The organism is Nonomuraea sp. KM90 (assembly GCF_052246675.1).
Taxonomy (GTDB): Bacteria; Actinomycetota; Actinomycetes; order Streptosporangiales; family Streptosporangiaceae; genus Nonomuraea.
In genome coordinates this window covers 1-18,726 of record NZ_JBQQCB010000065.1, presented here as the reverse complement: position 1 = coordinate 18,726, position 18,726 = coordinate 1, and the positions used below count along the sequence as shown (strand labels likewise).

The 18,726-nt window shown below is 72.6% G+C and carries 22 protein-coding genes; 10 read left to right on the top strand and 12 right to left on the bottom strand.

The window, feature by feature from the left end:
- Positions 1-28: 28 nt before the first annotated feature.
- A complete protein-coding gene (locus ACTWPW_RS40440) occupies positions 29-892 on the top strand; it encodes a DUF2268 domain-containing protein (protein WP_443171782.1) in 864 nt (287 codons plus the stop codon).
- Here ACTWPW_RS40440 and ACTWPW_RS40435 read toward each other — a convergent pair.
- Positions 889-1,536 (bottom strand): response regulator, encoded by a 648-nt coding sequence (locus tag ACTWPW_RS40435; RefSeq protein ID WP_443171781.1) that lies wholly within the window; start codon positions 1,534-1,536, stop codon positions 889-891. The genes ACTWPW_RS40440 and ACTWPW_RS40435 overlap by 4 nt on opposite strands.
- Positions 1,533-2,969: a sensor histidine kinase gene (locus tag ACTWPW_RS40430; RefSeq protein WP_443171780.1), complete on the bottom strand. Its 1,437-nt coding sequence runs from the start codon at positions 2,967-2,969 to the stop codon at positions 1,533-1,535. Before ACTWPW_RS40430 ends, ACTWPW_RS40435 begins: the two co-directional genes overlap by 4 nt.
- A gap of 143 nt (positions 2,970-3,112) precedes the next feature.
- On the opposite strand from ACTWPW_RS40430, the gene ACTWPW_RS40425 reads away from it, so the two are divergent.
- The 3 genes from ACTWPW_RS40425 (at position 3,113) to ACTWPW_RS40415 (ending at position 5,619) form a co-directional block, all read left to right on the top strand.
- Complete coding sequence (locus ACTWPW_RS40425) at positions 3,113-3,676, top strand: ClpP family protease (RefSeq protein WP_443171779.1); 564 nt, start codon at positions 3,113-3,115, stop codon at positions 3,674-3,676.
- 1 nt (position 3,677) lies between these two features.
- Positions 3,678-4,295, top strand: a complete 618-nt coding sequence (locus ACTWPW_RS40420; RefSeq protein WP_375108245.1) for an ATP-dependent Clp protease proteolytic subunit — start codon at positions 3,678-3,680, stop codon at positions 4,293-4,295.
- 562 nt (positions 4,296-4,857) lie between these two features.
- On the top strand, positions 4,858-5,619 hold the full coding sequence (locus tag ACTWPW_RS40415) for a TSUP family transporter (protein WP_375108244.1): 762 nt from the start codon (positions 4,858-4,860) through the stop codon (positions 5,617-5,619).
- A 42-nt stretch (positions 5,620-5,661) separates the two neighbouring features.
- Here the strand turns inward: ACTWPW_RS40415 and ACTWPW_RS40410 are convergent, their stop codons facing one another.
- Together ACTWPW_RS40410 and ACTWPW_RS40405 are read right to left on the bottom strand one after the other, a co-directional pair.
- Positions 5,662-6,891: an MFS transporter gene (locus ACTWPW_RS40410; RefSeq protein WP_443171778.1), complete on the bottom strand. Its 1,230-nt coding sequence runs from the start codon at positions 6,889-6,891 to the stop codon at positions 5,662-5,664.
- The gene (locus tag ACTWPW_RS40405) at positions 6,888-7,640 is read right to left on the bottom strand and encodes a DeoR/GlpR family DNA-binding transcription regulator (RefSeq protein WP_443171777.1); all 753 of its coding nucleotides are present in this window, start codon (positions 7,638-7,640) and stop codon (positions 6,888-6,890) included. Before ACTWPW_RS40405 ends, ACTWPW_RS40410 begins: the two co-directional genes overlap by 4 nt.
- Before the next feature lie 44 nt (positions 7,641-7,684).
- Between ACTWPW_RS40405 and ACTWPW_RS40400 the strand changes: the two genes are divergently transcribed.
- The 4 genes from ACTWPW_RS40400 to ACTWPW_RS40385 all read left to right on the top strand — a co-directional run bounded on the left by ACTWPW_RS40400 (position 7,685) and on the right by ACTWPW_RS40385 (position 10,363).
- Positions 7,685-8,656, top strand: coding sequence for a helix-turn-helix transcriptional regulator (locus ACTWPW_RS40400; protein ID WP_443171776.1), 972 nt, complete (start codon positions 7,685-7,687; stop codon positions 8,654-8,656).
- Between the two features lie 145 nt (positions 8,657-8,801).
- On the top strand, positions 8,802-9,416 hold the full coding sequence (locus ACTWPW_RS40395; protein ID WP_375108240.1) for a LysE family translocator: 615 nt from the start codon (positions 8,802-8,804) through the stop codon (positions 9,414-9,416).
- Complete coding sequence (locus ACTWPW_RS40390) at positions 9,413-10,147, top strand: alpha/beta fold hydrolase (protein WP_443171775.1); 735 nt, start codon at positions 9,413-9,415, stop codon at positions 10,145-10,147. Before ACTWPW_RS40395 ends, ACTWPW_RS40390 begins: the two co-directional genes overlap by 4 nt.
- A gap of 3 nt (positions 10,148-10,150) precedes the next feature.
- The gene (locus ACTWPW_RS40385) at positions 10,151-10,363 is read left to right on the top strand and encodes a hypothetical protein (RefSeq protein WP_127933033.1); all 213 of its coding nucleotides are present in this window, start codon (positions 10,151-10,153) and stop codon (positions 10,361-10,363) included.
- Here the strand turns inward: ACTWPW_RS40385 and ACTWPW_RS40380 are convergent.
- Complete coding sequence (locus ACTWPW_RS40380) at positions 10,360-10,806, bottom strand: SRPBCC domain-containing protein (protein WP_375108238.1); 447 nt, start codon at positions 10,804-10,806, stop codon at positions 10,360-10,362. The two genes, ACTWPW_RS40385 and ACTWPW_RS40380, sit on opposite strands and share 4 nt — an antisense overlap.
- On the bottom strand, positions 10,803-11,105 hold the full coding sequence (locus ACTWPW_RS40375; RefSeq protein WP_375108854.1) for an ArsR/SmtB family transcription factor: 303 nt from the start codon (positions 11,103-11,105) through the stop codon (positions 10,803-10,805). Before ACTWPW_RS40375 ends, ACTWPW_RS40380 begins: the two co-directional genes overlap by 4 nt.
- A gap of 98 nt (positions 11,106-11,203) precedes the next feature.
- On the opposite strand from ACTWPW_RS40375, the gene ACTWPW_RS40370 reads away from it, so the two are divergent.
- Positions 11,204-11,545, top strand: coding sequence for a VOC family protein (locus ACTWPW_RS40370; protein ID WP_443171774.1), 342 nt, complete (start codon positions 11,204-11,206; stop codon positions 11,543-11,545).
- 65 nt (positions 11,546-11,610) lie between these two features.
- On the opposite strand, the gene ACTWPW_RS40365 is transcribed toward ACTWPW_RS40370, so the two are convergent.
- Positions 11,611-12,492 carry an SCO6745 family protein gene (locus ACTWPW_RS40365; protein ID WP_443171773.1) on the bottom strand — a complete coding sequence of 294 codons (882 nt, stop codon included), beginning with the start codon at positions 12,490-12,492 and terminating at the stop codon, positions 11,611-11,613.
- Between the two features lie 117 nt (positions 12,493-12,609).
- On the opposite strand from ACTWPW_RS40365, the gene ACTWPW_RS40360 reads away from it, so the two are divergent.
- On the top strand, positions 12,610-13,095 hold the full coding sequence (locus ACTWPW_RS40360) for a CGNR zinc finger domain-containing protein (RefSeq protein WP_443171772.1): 486 nt from the start codon (positions 12,610-12,612) through the stop codon (positions 13,093-13,095).
- Positions 13,096-13,164: 69 nt separating this feature from the next.
- On the opposite strand, the gene ACTWPW_RS40355 is transcribed toward ACTWPW_RS40360, so the two are convergent.
- From ACTWPW_RS40355 to ACTWPW_RS40335, 5 genes are all read right to left on the bottom strand, one after another.
- Positions 13,165-14,043: an LLM class flavin-dependent oxidoreductase gene (locus tag ACTWPW_RS40355; RefSeq protein WP_443171771.1), complete on the bottom strand. Its 879-nt coding sequence runs from the start codon at positions 14,041-14,043 to the stop codon at positions 13,165-13,167.
- 302 nt (positions 14,044-14,345) lie between these two features.
- A complete protein-coding gene (locus ACTWPW_RS40350; protein ID WP_443171770.1) occupies positions 14,346-15,377 on the bottom strand; it encodes a carboxymuconolactone decarboxylase family protein in 1,032 nt (343 codons plus the stop codon).
- A 173-nt stretch (positions 15,378-15,550) separates the two neighbouring features.
- Positions 15,551-16,936, bottom strand: coding sequence for an alpha-amylase family glycosyl hydrolase (locus ACTWPW_RS40345; RefSeq protein WP_443171769.1), 1,386 nt, complete (start codon positions 16,934-16,936; stop codon positions 15,551-15,553).
- 189 nt (positions 16,937-17,125) lie between these two features.
- Positions 17,126-17,494 carry a hypothetical protein gene (locus ACTWPW_RS40340; protein WP_443171768.1) on the bottom strand — a complete coding sequence of 123 codons (369 nt, stop codon included), beginning with the start codon at positions 17,492-17,494 and terminating at the stop codon, positions 17,126-17,128.
- A 275-nt stretch (positions 17,495-17,769) separates the two neighbouring features.
- Entirely contained in the window at positions 17,770-18,447 is a 678-nt protein-coding gene (locus tag ACTWPW_RS40335) for an alpha/beta fold hydrolase (protein ID WP_443171767.1), read from the bottom strand.
- Positions 18,448-18,726: the final 279 nt, after the last annotated feature.

The following is an 18,726-nucleotide window of genomic DNA, read 5'->3' as shown; positions in this document are numbered from 1 at the left end:
CGTAACGGGAGGCTTTAGCGTCCGCGGCATGGAATTCATCGTTCACGACACCCTCACGGCGATGGCCGAGCTGCTGGAGCAGCCGGTCGAGCGCCGGCCCGACGCGCTGCGGGAGCTCCTGGCGCCCATGCGCGAGGCCATCCCGGTGCCCGGCGACATCGTCGGCATCCACCACCAGGGCGGCGGCTTCCGCGTCGACGCCGACGACCCCCGCTACCTGCCGGCCGTGCGCCGCATGATCGAGGCCGACGTGCTCGGGCAGGTGCGGCGCGAGCTGACCCGCGCCTCCGAGCGGCTGGGCGGGGCCAAGCAGGCCGATTCGCTGCAGGTCATGTTCGTGATGGGCAATCCCGACGACGAGCACCTGATGACGACCACGGGCGGTTACTACGGCATGGGCGGCGCGCCCGGCTGGCTCTACCTGCTGGCCTGGCCCTCGCCGGAGGTGATCGGCCGGATCGGGCATCTCGCGGTGCACGAGTTCCACCACAACGTGCGTTACACCAACGTGGAGTGGAACCCGGTGACCGTGACCGTCGGGGAGCACGTGGTGGCCGAGGGGCTGGCGGAGGCGTTCGTCCGGGAGCTGTCGGGGGCCGAGGCGATGGGGCCGTGGTCGTCGATGGTGACGGGGGAGGCGTTCGAGCGGGCCCACGAGCGGATCATGGCCGACTTCGACCTGCAGGGGATGCAGAACACGCCGGCGTACGTGCTGGGCGACAGCGCCGTGCGCAACTTCGGGCAGGAGCCGCGGGGCATTCCCGACATGGCGGGATATGCGGTGGGGCTGAGCCTGGTCGACCGGGCCCTGGCCGTCACCGGGCTGAGCGCGGCGGAGGCGACCCTGCTGCCCGCCGCCGAGCTGTTGCGGCGCGGTGGCGTGCGTCCTTAGGCGGTGGGGGAGACGAAGCCGGATTCGTACGCGGCGATCACCGCCTGGGTGCGGTCGCGCGCGCCGAGCTTGGCCAGCACGTTGCCCACGTGCGTCTTGACCGTCTCCTGGCTGACGACCAGCTCGGCGGCGATCTCCTGGTTCGACAGGCCCCTGGTCATCAGGCGCAGGACGTCGCCCTCGCGCCCGGTCAGCCGGTCGATGCCGGGCACGCGGGCGGTGCCCTGGGGGCGGCGGCCGGCCAGCGTCCGGATCGCGGCGGGGAACAGCAGCGACTCGCCCGCCGCGACCAGCCGTACCGCCTGGGCCAGGTCGTCCGGGCGGGTGCGCTTGAGCAGGAAGCCGCTGGCGCCGGCGCGCAGCGCGTCGTAGACGTGGTCGTCGTTCTCGAACGTGGTCACCACCAGCACCTTGGGCGGCTCGTCCAGGGTGAGCAGCAGCTCGGTGGCGCGGATGCCGTCGAGGGCGGGCATGCGTACGTCCATGAGGACGACGTCGGGCCGCTCGCGGCGCACCACGGGGATGACGGCGGCGCCGTCGGCGGCCTCCCCGACGACGCTCAGGTCCGGCTCGGCGTCGAGGATGATGCGCAGGCCGGCGCGGATGAGGTCCTCGTCGTCGGCGATCACGACTCTGAGTGTCATGGGCTCGACCGTAGCGGCAGCCGCACGGCCACCCGCCACCCGGCCTCGGTGGGCCCGGCCTCCAGCTCGCCGCGCAGCAGCCGGACCCGCTCCCGCATCCCCGCCACCCCCCTGCCCCCGACCCGCGCGCTCTCCCTGCGGGGTCGGGTGCCATCGTGCGGGTTGCTCACCTCCAGTCGCAGGTCGCCGCCACGGACGGCGGCGGTCAGGCGTACGGGGCCGTGGCCGTGCTTGATGGCGTTGGTGAGCGCCTCCTGCAGGATGCGGTACGCCTCCCGGGACACCACGGCGGGCACCCCGGACAGGTCACCCACCTCCTGGCGCACCTCGGCGCCGGAGGCCGCGACGAGCCCACCGAGATCGGCCAGCGTCGCCCGCGGCACCCGGCGGGCATCGCGATCCTCCGCACCCGCCCAGCGGCCCGAGCCCTCCGCATCGCGGCCCCCCGCCGCGCCGCTCGCCGCGCCGCTCGCCGCGCCGCCCGTCGTGCCGCCCGTCGTGCCGCCCGTCGTGCCGCCCATCACGCCGCCCGTTGTGCCGCCCGGGTGGCCCTTTGCGTGGTGGCCGGCCGTGCCGCTCGTTGTGCGGGCGGGGTGACCGTCTGGGCGGTGGTCGGTTGCACCGCGCCGGTCGTTCGCGCGCAGGACGCCGAGGACGTGGTCGAGGTCGTCCAGGGCGGCGCGGGCCGACTGTTCGATGGCGGCCAGCGCGGTCCTGGCGGTGGCCGGGTCGCGGTCGAGGACCCGGCCGGCCGCGGCGGCCTGCAGGGTGACGACGCTGAGCGCGTGCCCGACCGAGTCGTGCAGCTCGCGGGCCAGCCGGTTGCGCTCGGCCAGCGCGCGGGCGTGCTCCTCGGCGGCGGCCAGCCGCTCGCCGGGGGTGGGGCCGAGCAGGACCGGGGCCAGCCGGGCCAGCAGTTCGCCCGCCCCGGCGGCCATGGCGACCAGCGCGCCGAGCAGCGCCACCCCGCCCACCGCCCACCACACCGCGACCCACCCCGGCGTGATCAGGAACCCGAGCACCGGCGTCGTCCGCCCCGTGAACGGCAGTACGAGCGTGAACAGCGTGAACGGCACGATCGCCAGCGTGCAGCCGCTGACCACGCCGCCGATGCCCAGGTGCAGCGTGAACCAGGCGGCGGTGCGCCGCCGCTCCTGCCAGGACCGTCCGGCCTGCCGCGGCGGGGTCTCGACGCGCGCCCCGAGCAGGCCCTGCGCCGCGCTCACCACCAGCCCCCGCACCGGCAGGAACAGCCCGGTCATCGCCACCACGGGCAGCACCGCGGCGAACACGCCCACCTGGGCCGGCAGCAGCAGGTTGGCCGACTCGCCGCGCACCATGCCCGAGATCAGCACGCCGACCATCATGTACGGCATCAGCAGCGCCCCGCCCAGGATGAGGCACGCCCACCGGCGCGGGAGGTTCCTTCTCACATCCGCGATTGTATGTCGATAAAAATTCGCTGACGGAGTAATGCGCCCTTAGAGAAATGCGCCGCCAGCGAAAAGATTCCATAATTCACGGCCGCCGGGGCTAGCGTTTTTCACAGAAATACCCGCACAGAAAGGCGTCCGTCATGACGGAGACACAGCGCGCACCCTGGCCTGACCAGCTCAGCCACCGCCTGCTGAAGGAGCGCATCGTCGTGCTCGGCCAGGAGGTCGACGACGAGATTTGCAACCGGCTCTGCGGGGAGCTGCTTTTGCTGGCGGCCGAGGACCCCAGGCGCGACATAACGCTTTACATCAATTCACCGGGCGGTTCCGTGCAAGCGGGGATGGCGCTCTACGACATGATGCAGTTCATTCCGTGCGACGTGCAGACGGTGGCGATGGGATTCGCCGCCTCGATGGGTCAGGTTCTGCTGTCGGCGGGCGCGAAGGGCAAGCGCTTCTCCCTGCCCAACGCCCGCATCGTCATGCACCAGCCGCTGGGCGGCATCGGCGGCTCGGCCACCGACATCCAGATCCAGGCCGAGAACATGCTCTACACCAAGCGGCGGATGGCCGAGATCATCGCGCACCACACGGGCCAGCCGCTGGAGCGCATCCAGGAAGACTCCGACCGCGACCGCTGGTTCACCGCTCAGCAGGCCCTGGAATACGGGATCGTCGACCACATCGCAGAAGGGATGAACTGACATGTCCGGCCGATACGTGCTGCCGACGTTCACGGAGCGCACCTCCTACGGCATCAAGGAGATGAACCCGTACAACAAGCTGTTCGAGGACCGGGTGGTGTTCCTGGCGGCGCCGATCGACGACACCGTCGCCAACGACGTGATGGCGCAGTTGCTGACGCTGGAGTCGCTCGACCCCGACCAGGACATCAACATCTACATCAACTCGCCTGGCGGGTCGTTCACGGCGATGACGGCCATCTACGACACGATGCAGTTCGTCCGGCCCGAGATCCACACGGTCTGCATCGGTGAGGCGGCCTCGGCGGCGGCCGTGCTGCTGGCGGCGGGCACGCCGGGCAAGCGGGCGGCGCTGCCGCACTCCCGCGTGCTGCTGCACCAGCCGCACGCCGAGGGCGGGCGCGGGCAGGGCAGCGACCTGGAGATCCACGCCAGGGAGATCCTGCGGATGCGGGACCAGCAGGAGGAGATCCTGGCCCGGCACTCCGGCAGGGGCGTGCTGGAGATCAGGAAGGACATCGAGCGGGATCGCATCTTCACGGCCGAGCAGGCGCGGACCTACGGGCTGATCGACGACATCTACGCGTCGAGGAAGCGGACGCTGGCGAAGACCCGCTGATCGATGCGGCGGCTCGCTGATTGATGATGGGGCGCGGGGCCCCGGATGCCAAGGGCATAGGGAGGTTCCAGGAGGGTCGGAGGGTCCCGAGTTCGCGGAGATCCCGAGGGTTCGGGCAGGTCCCGAGGTGTCGAGCAGGTCCCCGAGGGTTTGGGCGGTCCCGAGGGGTCGAGCAGGTTCCGAGAGTTCGGGGGAGACCGGGGATTGGCTGGAAGGGTCCAGGGGTTCCGGGAAGGTTCCGGGAAGGTACCGGGAGCTCGGGAGCTGGCGACTTTGAGGAGTCGGGCGGCGGCGTGTCGTGTCGCGGGGCGCGCCGCTCCCGGCATTCGCCATGTCACGGGGCCAGGGGGTCGGCGGCTCCGTCCTCGCCGGTGAATGTCGTGGCGACGACCAGCAGCCGGGTGCTGCTCCCCGCTTTCGCCCTTCCGTTGGGGAAGCCGTTTCCGGCCTTCGGTCGTGCCTGGCCTGAGCTGCTGTGTCCCCTGAGGTGAGGGGGTGACAAGTAACAGATTTCCGACTTGTACACTCTTGACGTTTCTTGGGGGAATTGGGGGAGTGGCGCGTGCCGCTGGAGCAGATCGTGGTCTTGCTGATCGCAGCGGCCGGGGCGGGGTGGGTCGATGCCGTCGTGGGCGGCGGCGGCCTGCTGCAGCTTCCCGCGATCCTGGTGACCGGCATTCCGACGGTCGAGGCGATGGCCACCAACAAGCTGTCGTCGGTGTTCGGCACCACCTCGGCCGCCGTGGCGTACGCGCGCTCCACCAAGGTGGACCGGCAGGTGGCCATCCCGGGTGCGGTGATGGCCGTGGTGTGCGCCGGGCTGGGGGCGTGGGCGGCGGCGGCGATCTCGGCCGAGGTGCTGCGGCCCGCCGTCATGGTGGTGCTGCTGGCCGTGGCCGCGTTCGTGACGCTGCGGCCGGCGATGGGCGCCGTGCCGGTGCCGCACCTGCGTACCAGGCCGCGGGTGTTCGCGGCGGTGGCGACTGCGGGTGTGGGGATCGCCTTCTACGACGGCATCATGGGGCCGGGGACGGGAACGTTCCTCATCATCGCCTTCACCACCATCCTCGGGCTGGACTTCGTCTCCGCGTCGGCTTCCGCGAAGATCATCAACATCGGGACGAACGTCGGGGCGCTCGTGGTGTTCGGGCTGCAGGGGCACGTGAACTGGGCGCTGGGGCTCAGCATGGCCGTGTGCAACGTGGCCGGCGCCCAGTTCGGGGCGCGGATGGCGCTCAAGCGTGGCGCCTCATTCGTGCGGATCGTGCTGCTATGTGTGGTGGTGGCGATGGTGATCAGGCTCGGCTGGCAGCAGTTCGGCTGAGACCTGCTCCGGGCGGGCCCTTCCGTGGGTCCGGAGTTCGGGTCAGTTCTGCTCCAGGCGGACGTCTCTGTGTGGTCGGGGTTCGGGTGAGTTGTGCTCCAGGTGGGCCTCTTCGCGGGGTCGGGGTCCGGCTGGGTCGCGGGTCTCGCCGCGCCCCCGGAGGGCCGTGGCCGCCAGGGCGACGAATGCGGCCAGCAGGGCCGGGATGGCCAGTGCGCGCGGCAGGCCCGTCAGCTCGGCGGCGGCGCCGATGAACACCGGGCCCGACAGGAAGCCCAGGTAGCCGATCGAGGCCACCCGTGCCAGCGCCCGTCCCGCGAAGGCCGGGTCGCGGTGGCCGGCGGCCGAGAACACCTGGGGCACGATGCACGACAACCCCGCCCCGAAGCAGCCGAACCCGGCCACCCCCGCCACCGGGTGCCCGCCCAGCAGCGCCAGACCCAGCCCGGCCGCCGCCAGCAGCCCGCAGCAGCGCACCAGCGGCACCGGTCCGAACCGGGCGGCCAGCCGGTCTCCCGCCAGCCGGCCCGCCGTCATCATGATGGAGAAGGCCGCGTACCCGGCGGCGGCGAACCCCGGCGAGGCCGCCAGATCCTCGCGCAGGTAGACCGAGCTCCAATCGGCCGCGGCCCCCTCGCCCACCAGGCAGCAGAACGCCAGCACGCCCAGGAACACGACCCCCTTCGGCAGCCTGGCCCGCCCGCCACCGGCCGGCGCGGGAGCGGGCGCCGAGCGCAGCGCCCACCGCGCCGCCCACACCGCCAGCGCCGCGATCACCGCCCCCGCAGTCCAGAACGTGAGCGCGGGAGGCAGCCCGTAGTGGGCCGACAGCCCGCCCGCCGTGGCCCCGGCGAACCCGCCGACGCTGAAGACGGCGTGGAAGGAGGACATGATCGGCCGCCCGTGGGCCCGCTCCACCTCCACGGCGTTGGCGTTCATGGCCACGTCCAGGATCCCGTGCACGATCCCGAACAGCAGCAGCGCCCCCGCCAGCGCCCCCAAGCCGGGGGCGTACGCGGCGGGGACCAGCGCCAGGCCCTGCACCAGGGCGGCCGGGATCATGACCCGGTTGCTGCCGTACCGGTCGACCAGGCGGCCCACCGCCGTCATCCCGACGACCGCCCCGGCCGCGATGGCCAGCAGGGCCAGGCTGAGCTGGCCGTCGCCGAGCGCCAGGCGCTCCTTGATGGCGGGGATGCGCGCGGTCCACGTGCCGACGGCCGCGCCGGCCAGGAAGAACAGCAGGTAGACGGCCGTACGCTCGCGTCTCACCCGGCCTCCCTGACCAGCACCCCGGCCGCCACCAGCGCGTCGCGCTCCTCCGGGGGGATGCCCGGATCGGTCACCACCACGTCCAGCCGGGTGATCGGGCACACCGCGCCGAACGCCGTACGCGCGAACTTGCCCGAGTCGCACGCCACGATCACCCGCCGCGCCGAGGCGATGGCCGCCTGCTTGACCGCCACCTCGGGCAGGTCGTGCGCGGTCAGGCCGTGCTCGGCCGACAGGCCGCAGCAGCCGATCACGGCCGTGTCGAAGCGCAGCGCCCTGATCGAGCTCTCGGTGAGGGGCCCCATGAGGTTCAGCTCGCCCTTGCGCACCTCGCCACCGGGCAGCACCAGGCGCACCCGCGGCGCGGTGGCCAGCGACATCAGCGCCTGCAACGCCAGCGGCAGCACGGTCACGCGCCGGTCGGCCAGCGCGCGGGCCACCTCCAGCGCGGTCGTGCCGCCGTCCAGCACCACCGCCTCCCCGTCGGCGATCAGTGCGGCCACCTCCATGCCGATGAGCCGCTTGACCTCCACCGCCTCCCGCTCGCGCACCCCGAACGGCGGCTCCTCGCCGCGCAGCAGCAGCGACAGCGCGCCGCCCCGGATGCGGCGCACCACCCCCTGCTGGGCCAGCTCGTCCAGGTCGCGCCTGATCGTCATCTCGGACACGCCGTGCTCGGCGGCCAGCTCGGCCACGGACACGCTGTCCTGGGTCCTCAAGGTGTTCATGATGGCTCGCACACGTTCCATGTGTTCATACAAACACGACATATGTGAGCAATACAATGGGGGGCATGCGTGCCAGCCGTCTCCTCTCGCTGCTCCTGCTCCTGCAGACGCGCGGCCGCATGACCGCGCCGGAGCTGGCCGCGGAGCTGGAGGTGTCAGTCCGTACGGTCTACCGCGACGTGGAGGCGCTGTCCGCGGCCGGCGTGCCGGTCTACGCCGACCGCGGACCGGCCGGGGGTTACCAGCTGCTCGACGGCTACCGCACCCGGCTCAACGGGCTGACGGCCGAGGAGGCCTCGTCGCTGTTCCTGGCCGGTCTGCCCGGCCCCGCCGCCGAGCTGGGACTGGGCGAGGTGGCCGCCAACGCCGAGCTGAAACTGCTGGCCGCGCTGCCGCCCGAGCCGCGCTCGCACGCCTCGCGGATGCGCGAGCGGTTCCTGCTGGACGTGCCCGGCTGGTACCGCTCGGCCGACGACGTGCCGCACCTGAGCGAGGTGGCCGAGGCGGTGTGGGAACGGCGGCCGCTGCACATGACCTACCGGCGCTGGGGTCGGCAGGAGGTGGACCGGGTCATCCATCCGTACGGGCTGGTGCTCAAGGGGGGCTCCTGGTATCTGGTGGCCGCGCCGCCGGACGGCAGCCCCCGTACGTACCGGGTGGCGCGGATCCTGACCCTGGAGACGCTGCCCGGGCGTTTCGTCCCGCCGGAGGGGTTCGACCTGGGCGAGTTCTGGGCGGCGTACGCCAAGGAGTTCCGCGAGCGCATGTACACCGCCGAGGCCGTCATCAAGCTCGCCCCCGGGTACGGTGACCTGCTGGCCTACACCATGGGCGCCGACGTGGTGGGCGCCGCCCTGGCCGCCGCGGGGCCGCCCGACCCCGAGGGCTGGCTCACGCTCACCGTGCCGATCGAGTCGCTCACGCACGCGCGCTGGCTGCTGCTGCGCATGGGCGCCGGCGTCGAGGTGCTCGGCCCGCCGGAGCTGCGCGCGCTGATGGGCGAGGCGGTCGCGGAGCTGGCCAAGCTCTACGGCTGAGGCGGTCGCAGGGACCGGCCGGGCCGTACGGCTGAGGTGGGCCGGCCGAGCCGTACGGCTGAGACGGTCACGGAGCCGTGCGGTCGAGGCGTGCGGACGGAAAACCAGGAGATATTCGGCCCCCGGGTCTGTCAGCATGCCGCGCATGTACCTTCTAGCATTCGCGGGCGCCTGCGTCCTGGTGGCCATGGTGCCCGGGGTCAGCACCGCCATCATCCTGCGCCAGACGCTGCGCGCGGGCCGCGGCTCCGGCCTGGCCGCCACCCTGGGCAACGAGACCGGGATCCTGCTGTGGGGGCTGGCCGCCGCGTTCGGCCTGTCGGCCCTGCTGGTGGCCTCGCAGGTGGCCTACGACGTCATGCGCGTGACCGGCGCCGCCGTCCTCGTGATCATGGGTGCCCAGGCGCTGTGGCAGGCCCGCAAGGGTGCCCCGCCCGCGCCCGAGGGTGAGGTGGTGCCCGGCTGGCGCGGCCCGTACCTGGCGGGGCTGGGAACGTGCCTGGCCAACCCGAAGGCGGCGGTGTTCGCGCTGTCGTTCCTGCCGCAGTTCGTCCCGGCCGGGCAGGACGTGCCGCTGACGCTCGTGACCCTGGCCGTGGTGTGGGTGGCGGTGGACCTGCTGTGGTACGGGCTGCTCATCTGGGCCGTGGGCAAGGCCAAGGAGTGGCTGGGGCGTCCGGCGGTCCGGCGGCGGCTGGAGCGGATCTCCGGCGTGGTGCTGATCGGGCTGGGCGTGCGGATGGTGGTGGAGGCGCGATGACGATCTGGCACGCCGAGCGGGGGACGGGCGAGCCGGTGGTGCTGCTGCACTCGACGGCGACCGACTCCGGCATGTGGGACCACCAGTGGGAGGCGCTGGCCGAGCGCTTCCGCGTGATCAAGGTGGACTTCCGCGGATATGGGCACACCCCCTACCAGGCGGAGAAGCCGTACAACCACGCCGACGACGTGGCCCGCGTGCTGGCCGCGCTGGGTGTCACACAGGCGGCGCTGGTCGGCTCGTCGGGCGCGGGCCGGGTGGCGCTGGAGCTGGCGGCCGCCGGGCTCGCCGGGCGGCTGGTGCTGCTCAACCCCATCTCCACGCTGGAGCCCACGCCGGACCTGCGGGCGTACTGGGAGGAGGAGGGGCGCCTGCTCGAACGGGGCGACGTCCAGGGGGCCGCCGAGCTGAACGCGCGCACCCTGCTCGGCCCCGAGGCGACGGACGTGGCCTGGCGGCGGGTGGTGGAGATGCAGCGGCACGCGTTCGAGGTGCAGCTGGCCGCCGATCCGGAGCCCGAGCAGTTCGAGCACGAGGTGTCGCCGGCGGACATCGACGTGCCGGCGCTGGTGGTGGCCGGCGCGCACGACCTTCCGTACTTCCTGCACAGCGCCCACCACCTGGCCGGCGAGCTGCCCCGGGCGCGGCTGGTGGAGCTGGAGTGGGCCGGGCACCTGCCGGCCCTCGAACGTCCCGAGGAGATCAGTTCGCTGCTGCTGGACTACCTTTAGTGCATGACGAACGACCTGGCGGCCCTCATGAGACAGGCGCAGGACGACGATCCGCTGCTGGCGCTGCACGCCACCACCGCGCTGCGCCGTGAGATCGAACGCCTGGAGGCGGTTCAGGTCCGGCGGGCGCGGGTGGCGGGGCTGGCCTGGGCCCAGATCGCCGACGCGATCGGGGTGAGCAAGCAGGCCGTGCACAAGAAGTACGGCCGCCGCTAGCCTCCCGCCTGCTCGTCCCGGCCCGGCTCCCACTGGTCGGCGAACCAGCCCAGCACGATGTTCCAGGAGTAGCCGCGCCGGATCCGGCCGGCCACGTCCGCCGGCAACGAGTCCAGCCCGCGGTGCTCCAGCAGCACCTCGGTGCCGCCCTCGACGGCGCTGAAGGCCACCTCGATCTCCATCCGGCCGCCCTCGTTGATCAGGTCGGCCCAGACCAGGCGGTGCGGCGGCTCCCAGGTGAGGATCCTGCCGGTGTCGACGTGGCCGCCGTCGGACCACAGCTCGCGCAGGTAGCCGTCCTCGAACCGGATGCCGACCGCGCGGGCGGGGTCGACCCAGCTGTGGCGGCCGCGTACGTACCAGTGGTCGATCTCGTCGGTGAAGACGCGGAACGCGGTCGCCGGGTCGACCGGGACGGTGACGCTGGCCCGTACGGAGTTCACCGGGTGCGCTCCACGTGGTCCTTGAACGAGCCGAGCTGCTCGGTCCAGAACGCCTGCACCTGGTCCAGCCACGCCTGCAGCGCGGTGAAGGGCTCCTGCTGCAGCGTGTAGAGGCGCAGCCGGGCGTCGGCCCCGCCGGCCTCGGCCCGGACGAGACCGCCCGCGCGCAGCACGCGCAGGTGCCGGCTGAGCGCGGGCGCGCTCATCTGCACGGCCTGCGCCAGCTCGCCGGCCGGGCGCGGCCCGTCGCGCAGCAGGTCGATCACCTTGCGCCGGGTCGGGTCGGCGAGCGCCGCCAGCGTGGCGTCGATTTCGTTAACGTTGGTGTTAATCTTTGCCTGCTTCCGTTAGGCTGTTAATCCTTAACGACAGCGACAATTATTGCGGAGGTACGCACATGCCTGTCGAGCTCGGCTACTACACCCTGTCGGTTCGTGACCTGGACCGGGCGGCCGCCTTCTACGGGGCGCTGTTCGGCTGGGAGTTCAAGCGGGAGCACGAGATGTACCTGCACGTCACCAACGCCACCGTGCCGATGGGCTTCGTCGCCGGCGGCCCGTCGTCCCAGCCGAACCTGTACTACCACGTCACCGACATCGACGCGGCGGTCGAGCGGGTGCGCGAGCTCGGGGGCCGCACCGGCGAGCTGCTCGACAGCAAGTCGGGGCGCGGCTGCACCTGCACCGACGACCAGGGCACCGAGCTGGGCCTGTGGCAGCCCGCCCCCGGCTTCGCCTGACCCGCCCGCGTGCCCCGGGGCTGTTCGTCAGTTGGGAACCCGGACCGTCGTGATGCCGAGCGTGCTCAGTCGGGGACCCGGACCGTCGTGATGCCGAGCGTGCTCGTCATCGGCAGCAGCCCCGCCTCGAACACCGCGCCCAGGAACGGCGAGGCGAGCTGGGCCAGCCGCCCGGCCCGCTCCTCCCCGAGGAGCCGCCACGGTTCGGCGGCCAGCTCGTCCGTCATCCGCTCGACCTGGTCGCGCAGCGCCCGCCCCCGCTCGGTGGCCTGCCCGTCGTCCTGGACCAGCCCCCGCGCGGCCAGCCGCTCCCGGGCCTCGGCCCATTCCTGCTCGCTCCAGCCCCGCCCGGCGAAGTTCCGCACCGGCGCGGCCCCGATCGCCGCGAACGACACCAGCGCCTCGCACGGGTCCAGCTCCGCCGCGGCCAGCGCCGCCAGGTGGCCGTCGCCACGGTGCTCGCGCAGCACGGTGGCGGCCTGCCACAACACCAGGTGCGGCTCGTCGTCCGGCCACGGCAGGTCCAGGTTGGCCGCCGCGAACGGCCGCCCGCCCACCGTCACGCTCTCGGCCGCCCGCCTGGCCAGCTCCGCCGCCTCGGCCGCGCCCGGCCCGGTCACCTGGTCGCCGAGCAGCCCGCGATAGGTCTTGTCCACCGCCTTCAGTCGCGCCTCCAGCACCTTCTCGGGCGCGGCGACGTCCCAGACGCCGGGCACGTGCCCGGCCACCATGTCCGGGCTGAAGTTGTAGTAGAGCGCGGTGGCGAGCCGCGCGCCGGCCCGCCCGAGCGGCGCCGTGCGGTAGGCGAAATAGCTGGGCCAGCGCGACTCCACGTCGTAGCCGAGGGCCGCCGCCTCCGCGAACGCCTCCGGCGAGAAGTACAGAACGGCGTGGATGGGCTCGAGCTGGTGCCACATGCTGCGGGCGAGCCTCGACAATGCGCTCATCACAATCCCTCACTGTCTAGATAAGCTATGCCAGTGACGATAGAGGCATGGCGCATCACTGGTCAATCGCAAATAGACAGTTATGTCGGGAGGTGGGCGGAGCTCGCCGTCATCCTGGTGAACGAACTGCACGTCACCCGGGCCCGCGGCCGCCCCGTCACCCCGCCCGCCGACCGCCGGGCCGCGCTGGAGGAAGCGTTCCTGCGCCAGGGCTGGACGCCCAGCCGCGCCCTCACGTCCGCGGACGCCGACCGCCTCGCGGAGGTGGCGGCCGAGCTGCACCCCGCCTTCGCCGGCGACGTCACCGCCCTCAACCAGGCCCTCGTACGCCACGCCGCCGTCCCGAACCTGCACGGCGACCCGCCCGTCCTGGCCTTCCACGGGCCCGCGGCGGACCTGCCGGACGCCTGGGCCGCCGACGCCGCCACGGCGCTGGCCATGGTGATCGGGGTGGGGCAGGGGGTACGGCTGCGGTCGTGCGAGGCGGAGGGGTGCGAGCTGGTGTTCTTCGACGTCACGCGGAACGCCTCACGACGCTTCTGCGGCCTGTCCTGCCAGAACCGCGCCAAGGCCAGCGCCTACCGGGCCCGCCGCCGCGCCTGACGGCCGTCGCGGTCGCGTGGGGTGGCGCGCGCACGTAGCGCCACCGCGCCGCAGGACAGGTGGCGGACGTCAGCGGGACAGCCGTGCCCGGGCCTCCGCCAGGATCTCGGCCTGCCGCATCCAGTCCCCGCCGTCCAGGCCCAGGCCGACCGCGTCCGCCCCGGCCTCCGCGTACGCCGCCAGCCGATCGGTCACCTGCGCCACCCCGCCGGTGACCGGGATGTCCCGGGCCTCCTCCGCCGACATGCCGTGCATGCCGACCAGGCTGCCGATGAAGGACTCCAGGGCGGCCCGGTCGTCCACCAGGATGGCGTGCCCGCCGACGGACACCGACGGCACCGGGCGGCCGAGCTCCCCGGCCAGCTCCCGCAGCCGCGCCACCTTGGGAGCCAGGCCCGCCGGGCTGATGAGGGACGGGGCCCAGCCGTCCCCGTACAGGACGGCCCGGCGCATGGCCGCCTCCGAGTTGCCCCCGACCAGGATCGGCGGGACGGCTGCGGCCGGCCCCAGCGTGACCTCCGCCTCGCCCACCCGGGTCGGCTCCCCGCGAACGAGTCCCGGCAGCGCCTGCAACGCGGCGTCGGTCCAGCGTCCGCGCCCGCTCATCGGCGCGCCCACCGCGCGCCAGAACGGCGAGCCGGGAAAGCCGCCGATCCCGACCCCGAGCACCACCCGCCCGCCCGACAGGTGCTGCAAAGCCTGCACCTGCGCGGCCACCCACGCCACCGGCCGCAACGGCAGGCTGAGCACGCCGAACTCCAGCTCGATCCGCTCCGTGGCGGTTGCGGCGGCGGCGAGCACGACCGCGGGATCCCACCCCGGCGTGCCGTCCCCGATGATCACATCGGCCATCCCCACGGCGTCGTAGCCGAGCTGCTGGAGGTGGCGGGCCTGCGCGAGGTCCGGCACGCCGTTCGCGTCCATGGGCAGGCTGGTGGTCAGCCGCATCACGATCCTCCTTGTACGTTGCCGACGGCCAGGTTGCGGACGGCCAGGTTGCGGACGGCCTGGAAAGACACGCTAGAACCTCAAGCAGAGTTGACATCAACCCCACCGCCACCGCCGGCAGTCGGCACCCCCCCATCAGCACGGCCGCCGGTGCCCGCCATCGCATGACCGCAGTGCCGCAGCGGCTCGCCCTGCCCGTGCGACACCCGCCGTGCAGGCCGTCCCTCGGCGCCGGCACCGCCCGCGACGCGGCCTCGGCTCGGTGCGGGCGCCGGTACCGCTGGGGCGGCCGAGCTCGGGTGTCAGCCGGTGATGTCGGTTTCGATGTGCGTGACGGCCGTCATCGCGCCGTAGGACAGCAGGTAGACGGTGCAGTGATCGCTGAAGCGCCGGTCAGTGGCGCGCCAGGCGGCCACGTCCTCATCGGTGAGGGTCTCCGGCGCCAGCCCGGCCAGGATCGCGACCCGAGCACCCAGAACCTCCTGCTCCGACAACCCCGGCAGCTCCGGCAGCTCCAGCAGCCCCGGCAGCCCTGTCAGCGCCTGGTCCACGTCGCCGAACAAGCGGCGCCCCCGGTGCTCGGCGATCACTCGCGTGACCGCGCTCGCCGCCGCCGGTGAGAGCAGGCCGCTGCCCTGGGCCGCGGTGGCGACCAGGGCGGCGTACGCCGTGCCGATCGGCAGGCCGGCTGCCCACTTCGGCTCGGGTCCGGTGGGCAGCCCGTCCAGCAGCGGCAGCGTGGCGCCCGGCCGCAAGTCCTGGCCGAGCTCGCGCAGGACGGGGGCACCCTCGAACGGCGGCTCGTCGTCCGGGTCCATGCTGCCCGGCGTCAGCCCGGCCGGCAGCATGGCCGCCGACACCCGGTTGACGAAATGCCCGAACAGCGCGGTGCCGACGTACTCGGCGGCCCGCTCGCGCGGGAACGGCGCCGGCTCCGGCTCCCGGTTCGCCACGCCGGTGGCGGCCGCCCAGCTCAGCAGCGCCGCGAGCCGCTGGTCGCCGGGCGGGTCGCCGCGCTCGACGGTGTCGGCGAGCTCCTGCTCGCCCAGCAGACGGAGCACCGACAGGAACGCCTGGACGTCGTACTCCAGCCTGTTGGCCTGCGCCACCCCCAGCGCCACCACCATCTTCTCCAACTGCGGAACGTCCCCCGCGAGCTGCGCCTCCCGCATCAGTGACCAGCCGGCCGCCATCACCTCCGGTGCGGGCGACGTCATCATCACCGCCGGCCCGATGCTGCTGAACTCGGCGTTCACCTGCGCGTACACCTCAGCCACCACGCCCTTGGCGCGCTGAGGGGAGACGGGGGTGATGTGGCGGATCAAAGACGACATGGACGATGCCCTTCATGGTGGTCGTGCTCGGCAAGGGTTCGAGCATCGCCGCCGGGGACTGGCCGTGTCGTCGTACGGGCGGAGACAACGTGCGTTACTTCGCAGGGGGTACGGGCGGGCGCGGCTACCGCTGCGGAGGTACTCCCGAGGGGCGCGCCTGATGAGGGGTGCGGTCAAGCGCGGGAGGAGAGGATGCGCCAGCCGTGGGGCGGGACCAGGGCCGGGTCGTCGTTCGCCGGCGCGCCCGCCTCCGGCACGAGGGTCGCGTGCTCGTCGGTCAGTGGGAAGCGGCGCGGGGCGTCGTCCAGGTTGAGCAGGGTGAGCAGGGTCTCGTCGCCGTCTCCGGCGGTATGCAGGACGGCGCCGTGATTGGCCAGGTGGTGCACGCTGGTGCGGGCCCGGGCCAGCCAGGGGCGTCGGCGGCGCAGGGCTGTCAGGCGGCGGTGCAGCTCGAACACCTCCCACGCGCCCTCCGGCAGATCGGCGGAGAAGGCGCACGGCGCCGCGGGCTCGGCGGACCCGGCGGACCCGGCGGGCTTGGTGGGCTCGGGGGTGGCGGGGAAGGCGGGGGAGTGGTCGGGGTCGCGGAGTGCGGGCGTGGCGGGGAAGGCCGGGCGGATGGCGTCGTCGCCGCCCTCCCGTTCCTCCTTGACGCCGCGCAGGCCCAGCTCGTCGCCGTAGTAGACGCTCGGCACGCCCCCGACCGTGAACAGCACCGCCAGCGCGTGGCCCAGGTGGCGGGGGTCGTCCAGGCGGCTGGCCAGGCGGGTGACGTCGTGGTTGCCGGTGAAGGTCTGCGGGGCGAAGGTGGCGAGCATGGCGTCGTGCCGGTCCAGGGCGTGCGCGAGCTCGTACAGGTTGCGGTCGTTGAGCGAGCTCCAGAGGGCCTTCCACAGCTCGTACTGGGTGACGGAGTCCAGGCCCGAGCGCGCGACGTAGTCGGCGTAGTCGCCGTGGATGACCTCGCCGACGAACCACGCCTGCGGGTGGCGAGCCCGTACGCGGGGCAGCACCGCCTTCCAGAACCCGGCCGGTACGGCGTAGGCCGCGTCCAGCCGCCAGCCCGAGGCGCCCCGGTCGAGCCAGTGAGTCAGCACCGAGGCGACATGATCGCGTACGCCCTCCTGCCCGTGGTCGAGCGCGACCAGCCGCCCGTGACCCTCGAAGGTCTCGACGTCGCCGTCCGGCCCCCGCCTGAGCCAGCCGGCGTCGCCGGTGAAGGAGCGGCCGACGTGGTTGAACACGCCGTCGAGCACGATCCGCAGGCCGCGCTCGCGGGCCTCGCCGACCAGGGCGTCGAAGTCGGCGTCGTCGCCGAGCCGGGGGTCGAGGGCGAAGTGGTCCACGGTGTCGTAGCCGTGCGTCTCGGAGGCGAAGATCGGGCCCAGCAGCAGCCCGGTGCAGCCCAGCTCCGCCACGTGGTCCAGCCAGGGCAGGAGCCGGCGCAGCCGGTGCCGTACGGGGCCGTTGCCCGACGTCGCCGGCGTGATGGGGGCGCCGGTGAAGCCGAGCGGGTAGACCTGCCACCAGATCGCCTGGTCACTCCACGAAGGCGCCATGCCTTTACGGTAGACCGAAACCCCCGCCACGCCTCCGCCCGGGTGCCGTCCCGTCTACCCGTCCGGTACGCCCCACTTCTCGCCGCGCCTCCCGCTTTCCGGCGCCACAAACCGTGCCGGGCAGGCGTTCGGTCGTTCACCGAACGCCTGCCCGCTCATGGATCGCCCCCGCCGATCGGGGACCAGCGATCAGATCGTCACGCAGGGCAGGCCGACCGAGTTCCACTTCCCTCCGACGCGGGACCAGCCCTCCGCGCAGACCTTCCCGCTGCCCTTTCCGGCGTAGCGCCGGGTGTCGTGGTTGGCGGGCCAGTAGCCGTTGGGCGAGCTGACCCTGGGCCGGCCGGGGCCCCAGAAGTCCAGGTGACCGTCCTGAACGTTGGTGTGGTCGAATTCGCCCCATACCTGATATCCGGAGCCGGTGTAGGCGGTGTAAATGCATACGTTCTTGTTGCAGCCGGATGGCCCGTTCTCGTCGGCTCGGGCCGTGCCGGCCGACGCGAAGAGCGTTGCGCTCGCGGCGAGCATGGAGAGGCCGAATGTGATGGGTCGACGCATGTGTTTCCTTCCCCCGGTTGAATGTCCGGCCGCAGCGCGGCCCGTACGTCTCCATTTTCATGGGTCGGGGGGGCATTGCTCCAGGTCAGAAATAGGACATTGACCGGACAAGGGACGGACATATCGTGGACGATTTCGTCGCTTGTGAATTATGTGTGCCGCGGAGTCGAAGTCGTGTCACTGGTGATATTGGGATAATTCGGCGCGGGGGGGCGGTACGATTTTGAATGACTTTGCTGGAATTGAGGGGAAAATCGGTGCATTGCGGTTGGAGTTCATCGTGGACGCGTGGTCAGGTGGGTGAGGATCAGGTCGGCCACCTCGTGCGGGGCCTGGAGGTGCATGTCGTGGCCGGTGGCGAGGTCGGCGAGGGAGAGCAACGGGGTCTGCTCGGCGGCCGCCGTCAGTTCGCGGGCGAAGCCCCGGACGTAGGCGTCGAAGGCCGCCGAGACGTCCGGGGGCAGCATCGCGCTCAGGTCGGCGCCGCTGGAGGAGACGACGAGGAGGGGGCAGCGGGGGCGCCGGTAGACGTCGAGCAGGTCGAGCGCGTCCATCTGGGCGATGAAGTGGGACATCTCCGGATCGTTCGTTGTCTCCTCGGCGAGGAACGCGCGCATCGTACGCTCGGCCTCGACCGGGTCGACCCCCTCGAAGGGGCCGGTGGGATTGGTGTGCCCGTCCAGGTTGACCGCGAGCGGGCATTCGGGGTGTTCCGTCGCCCATAGTGCTGCGACGATGCCGCCCAGGGAGTGCCCGGCCACGGCTGGGCGCGTCAGGCCGTGGCGCTCGATCGTCTCGCCCACGTACTCCACGGCCCCGGCCCAGGACCACGAGCCCAGCTCCGGCAGCTCAACCGCCACCGTACGCAGGCCCGCCGCCTCCAGCAGCGGGGCGGCCGATCGCCAGTCCGCAGACGTGCGCCCACCGCCCGGCAACAGGAGAATCTCCACCACCCCGGCACCTTTTCCGACCGGCGTCCCACCCCGCAACCCGATTTCGTCCGTATCCGTTCAGGCTCGTCGTTGATCCGTGTCGTGGTTGGGGTGGACGTGCCGGTTTTCGGATGAGTGTGGGTGTTGTGGGATTGTGTTCGTACCTCGAGGGGGTTCCTCCTCTGGTGAGCGCGATGATCTGAGCCGTGAGGAGTCGCTGGCCGCGTTGGCCGAGCGGGATGCGGCGATCGCGGCCCTGCTGGCCGAGATCGAGCAGCTGAAGCGGCGGGTACGGTCCGG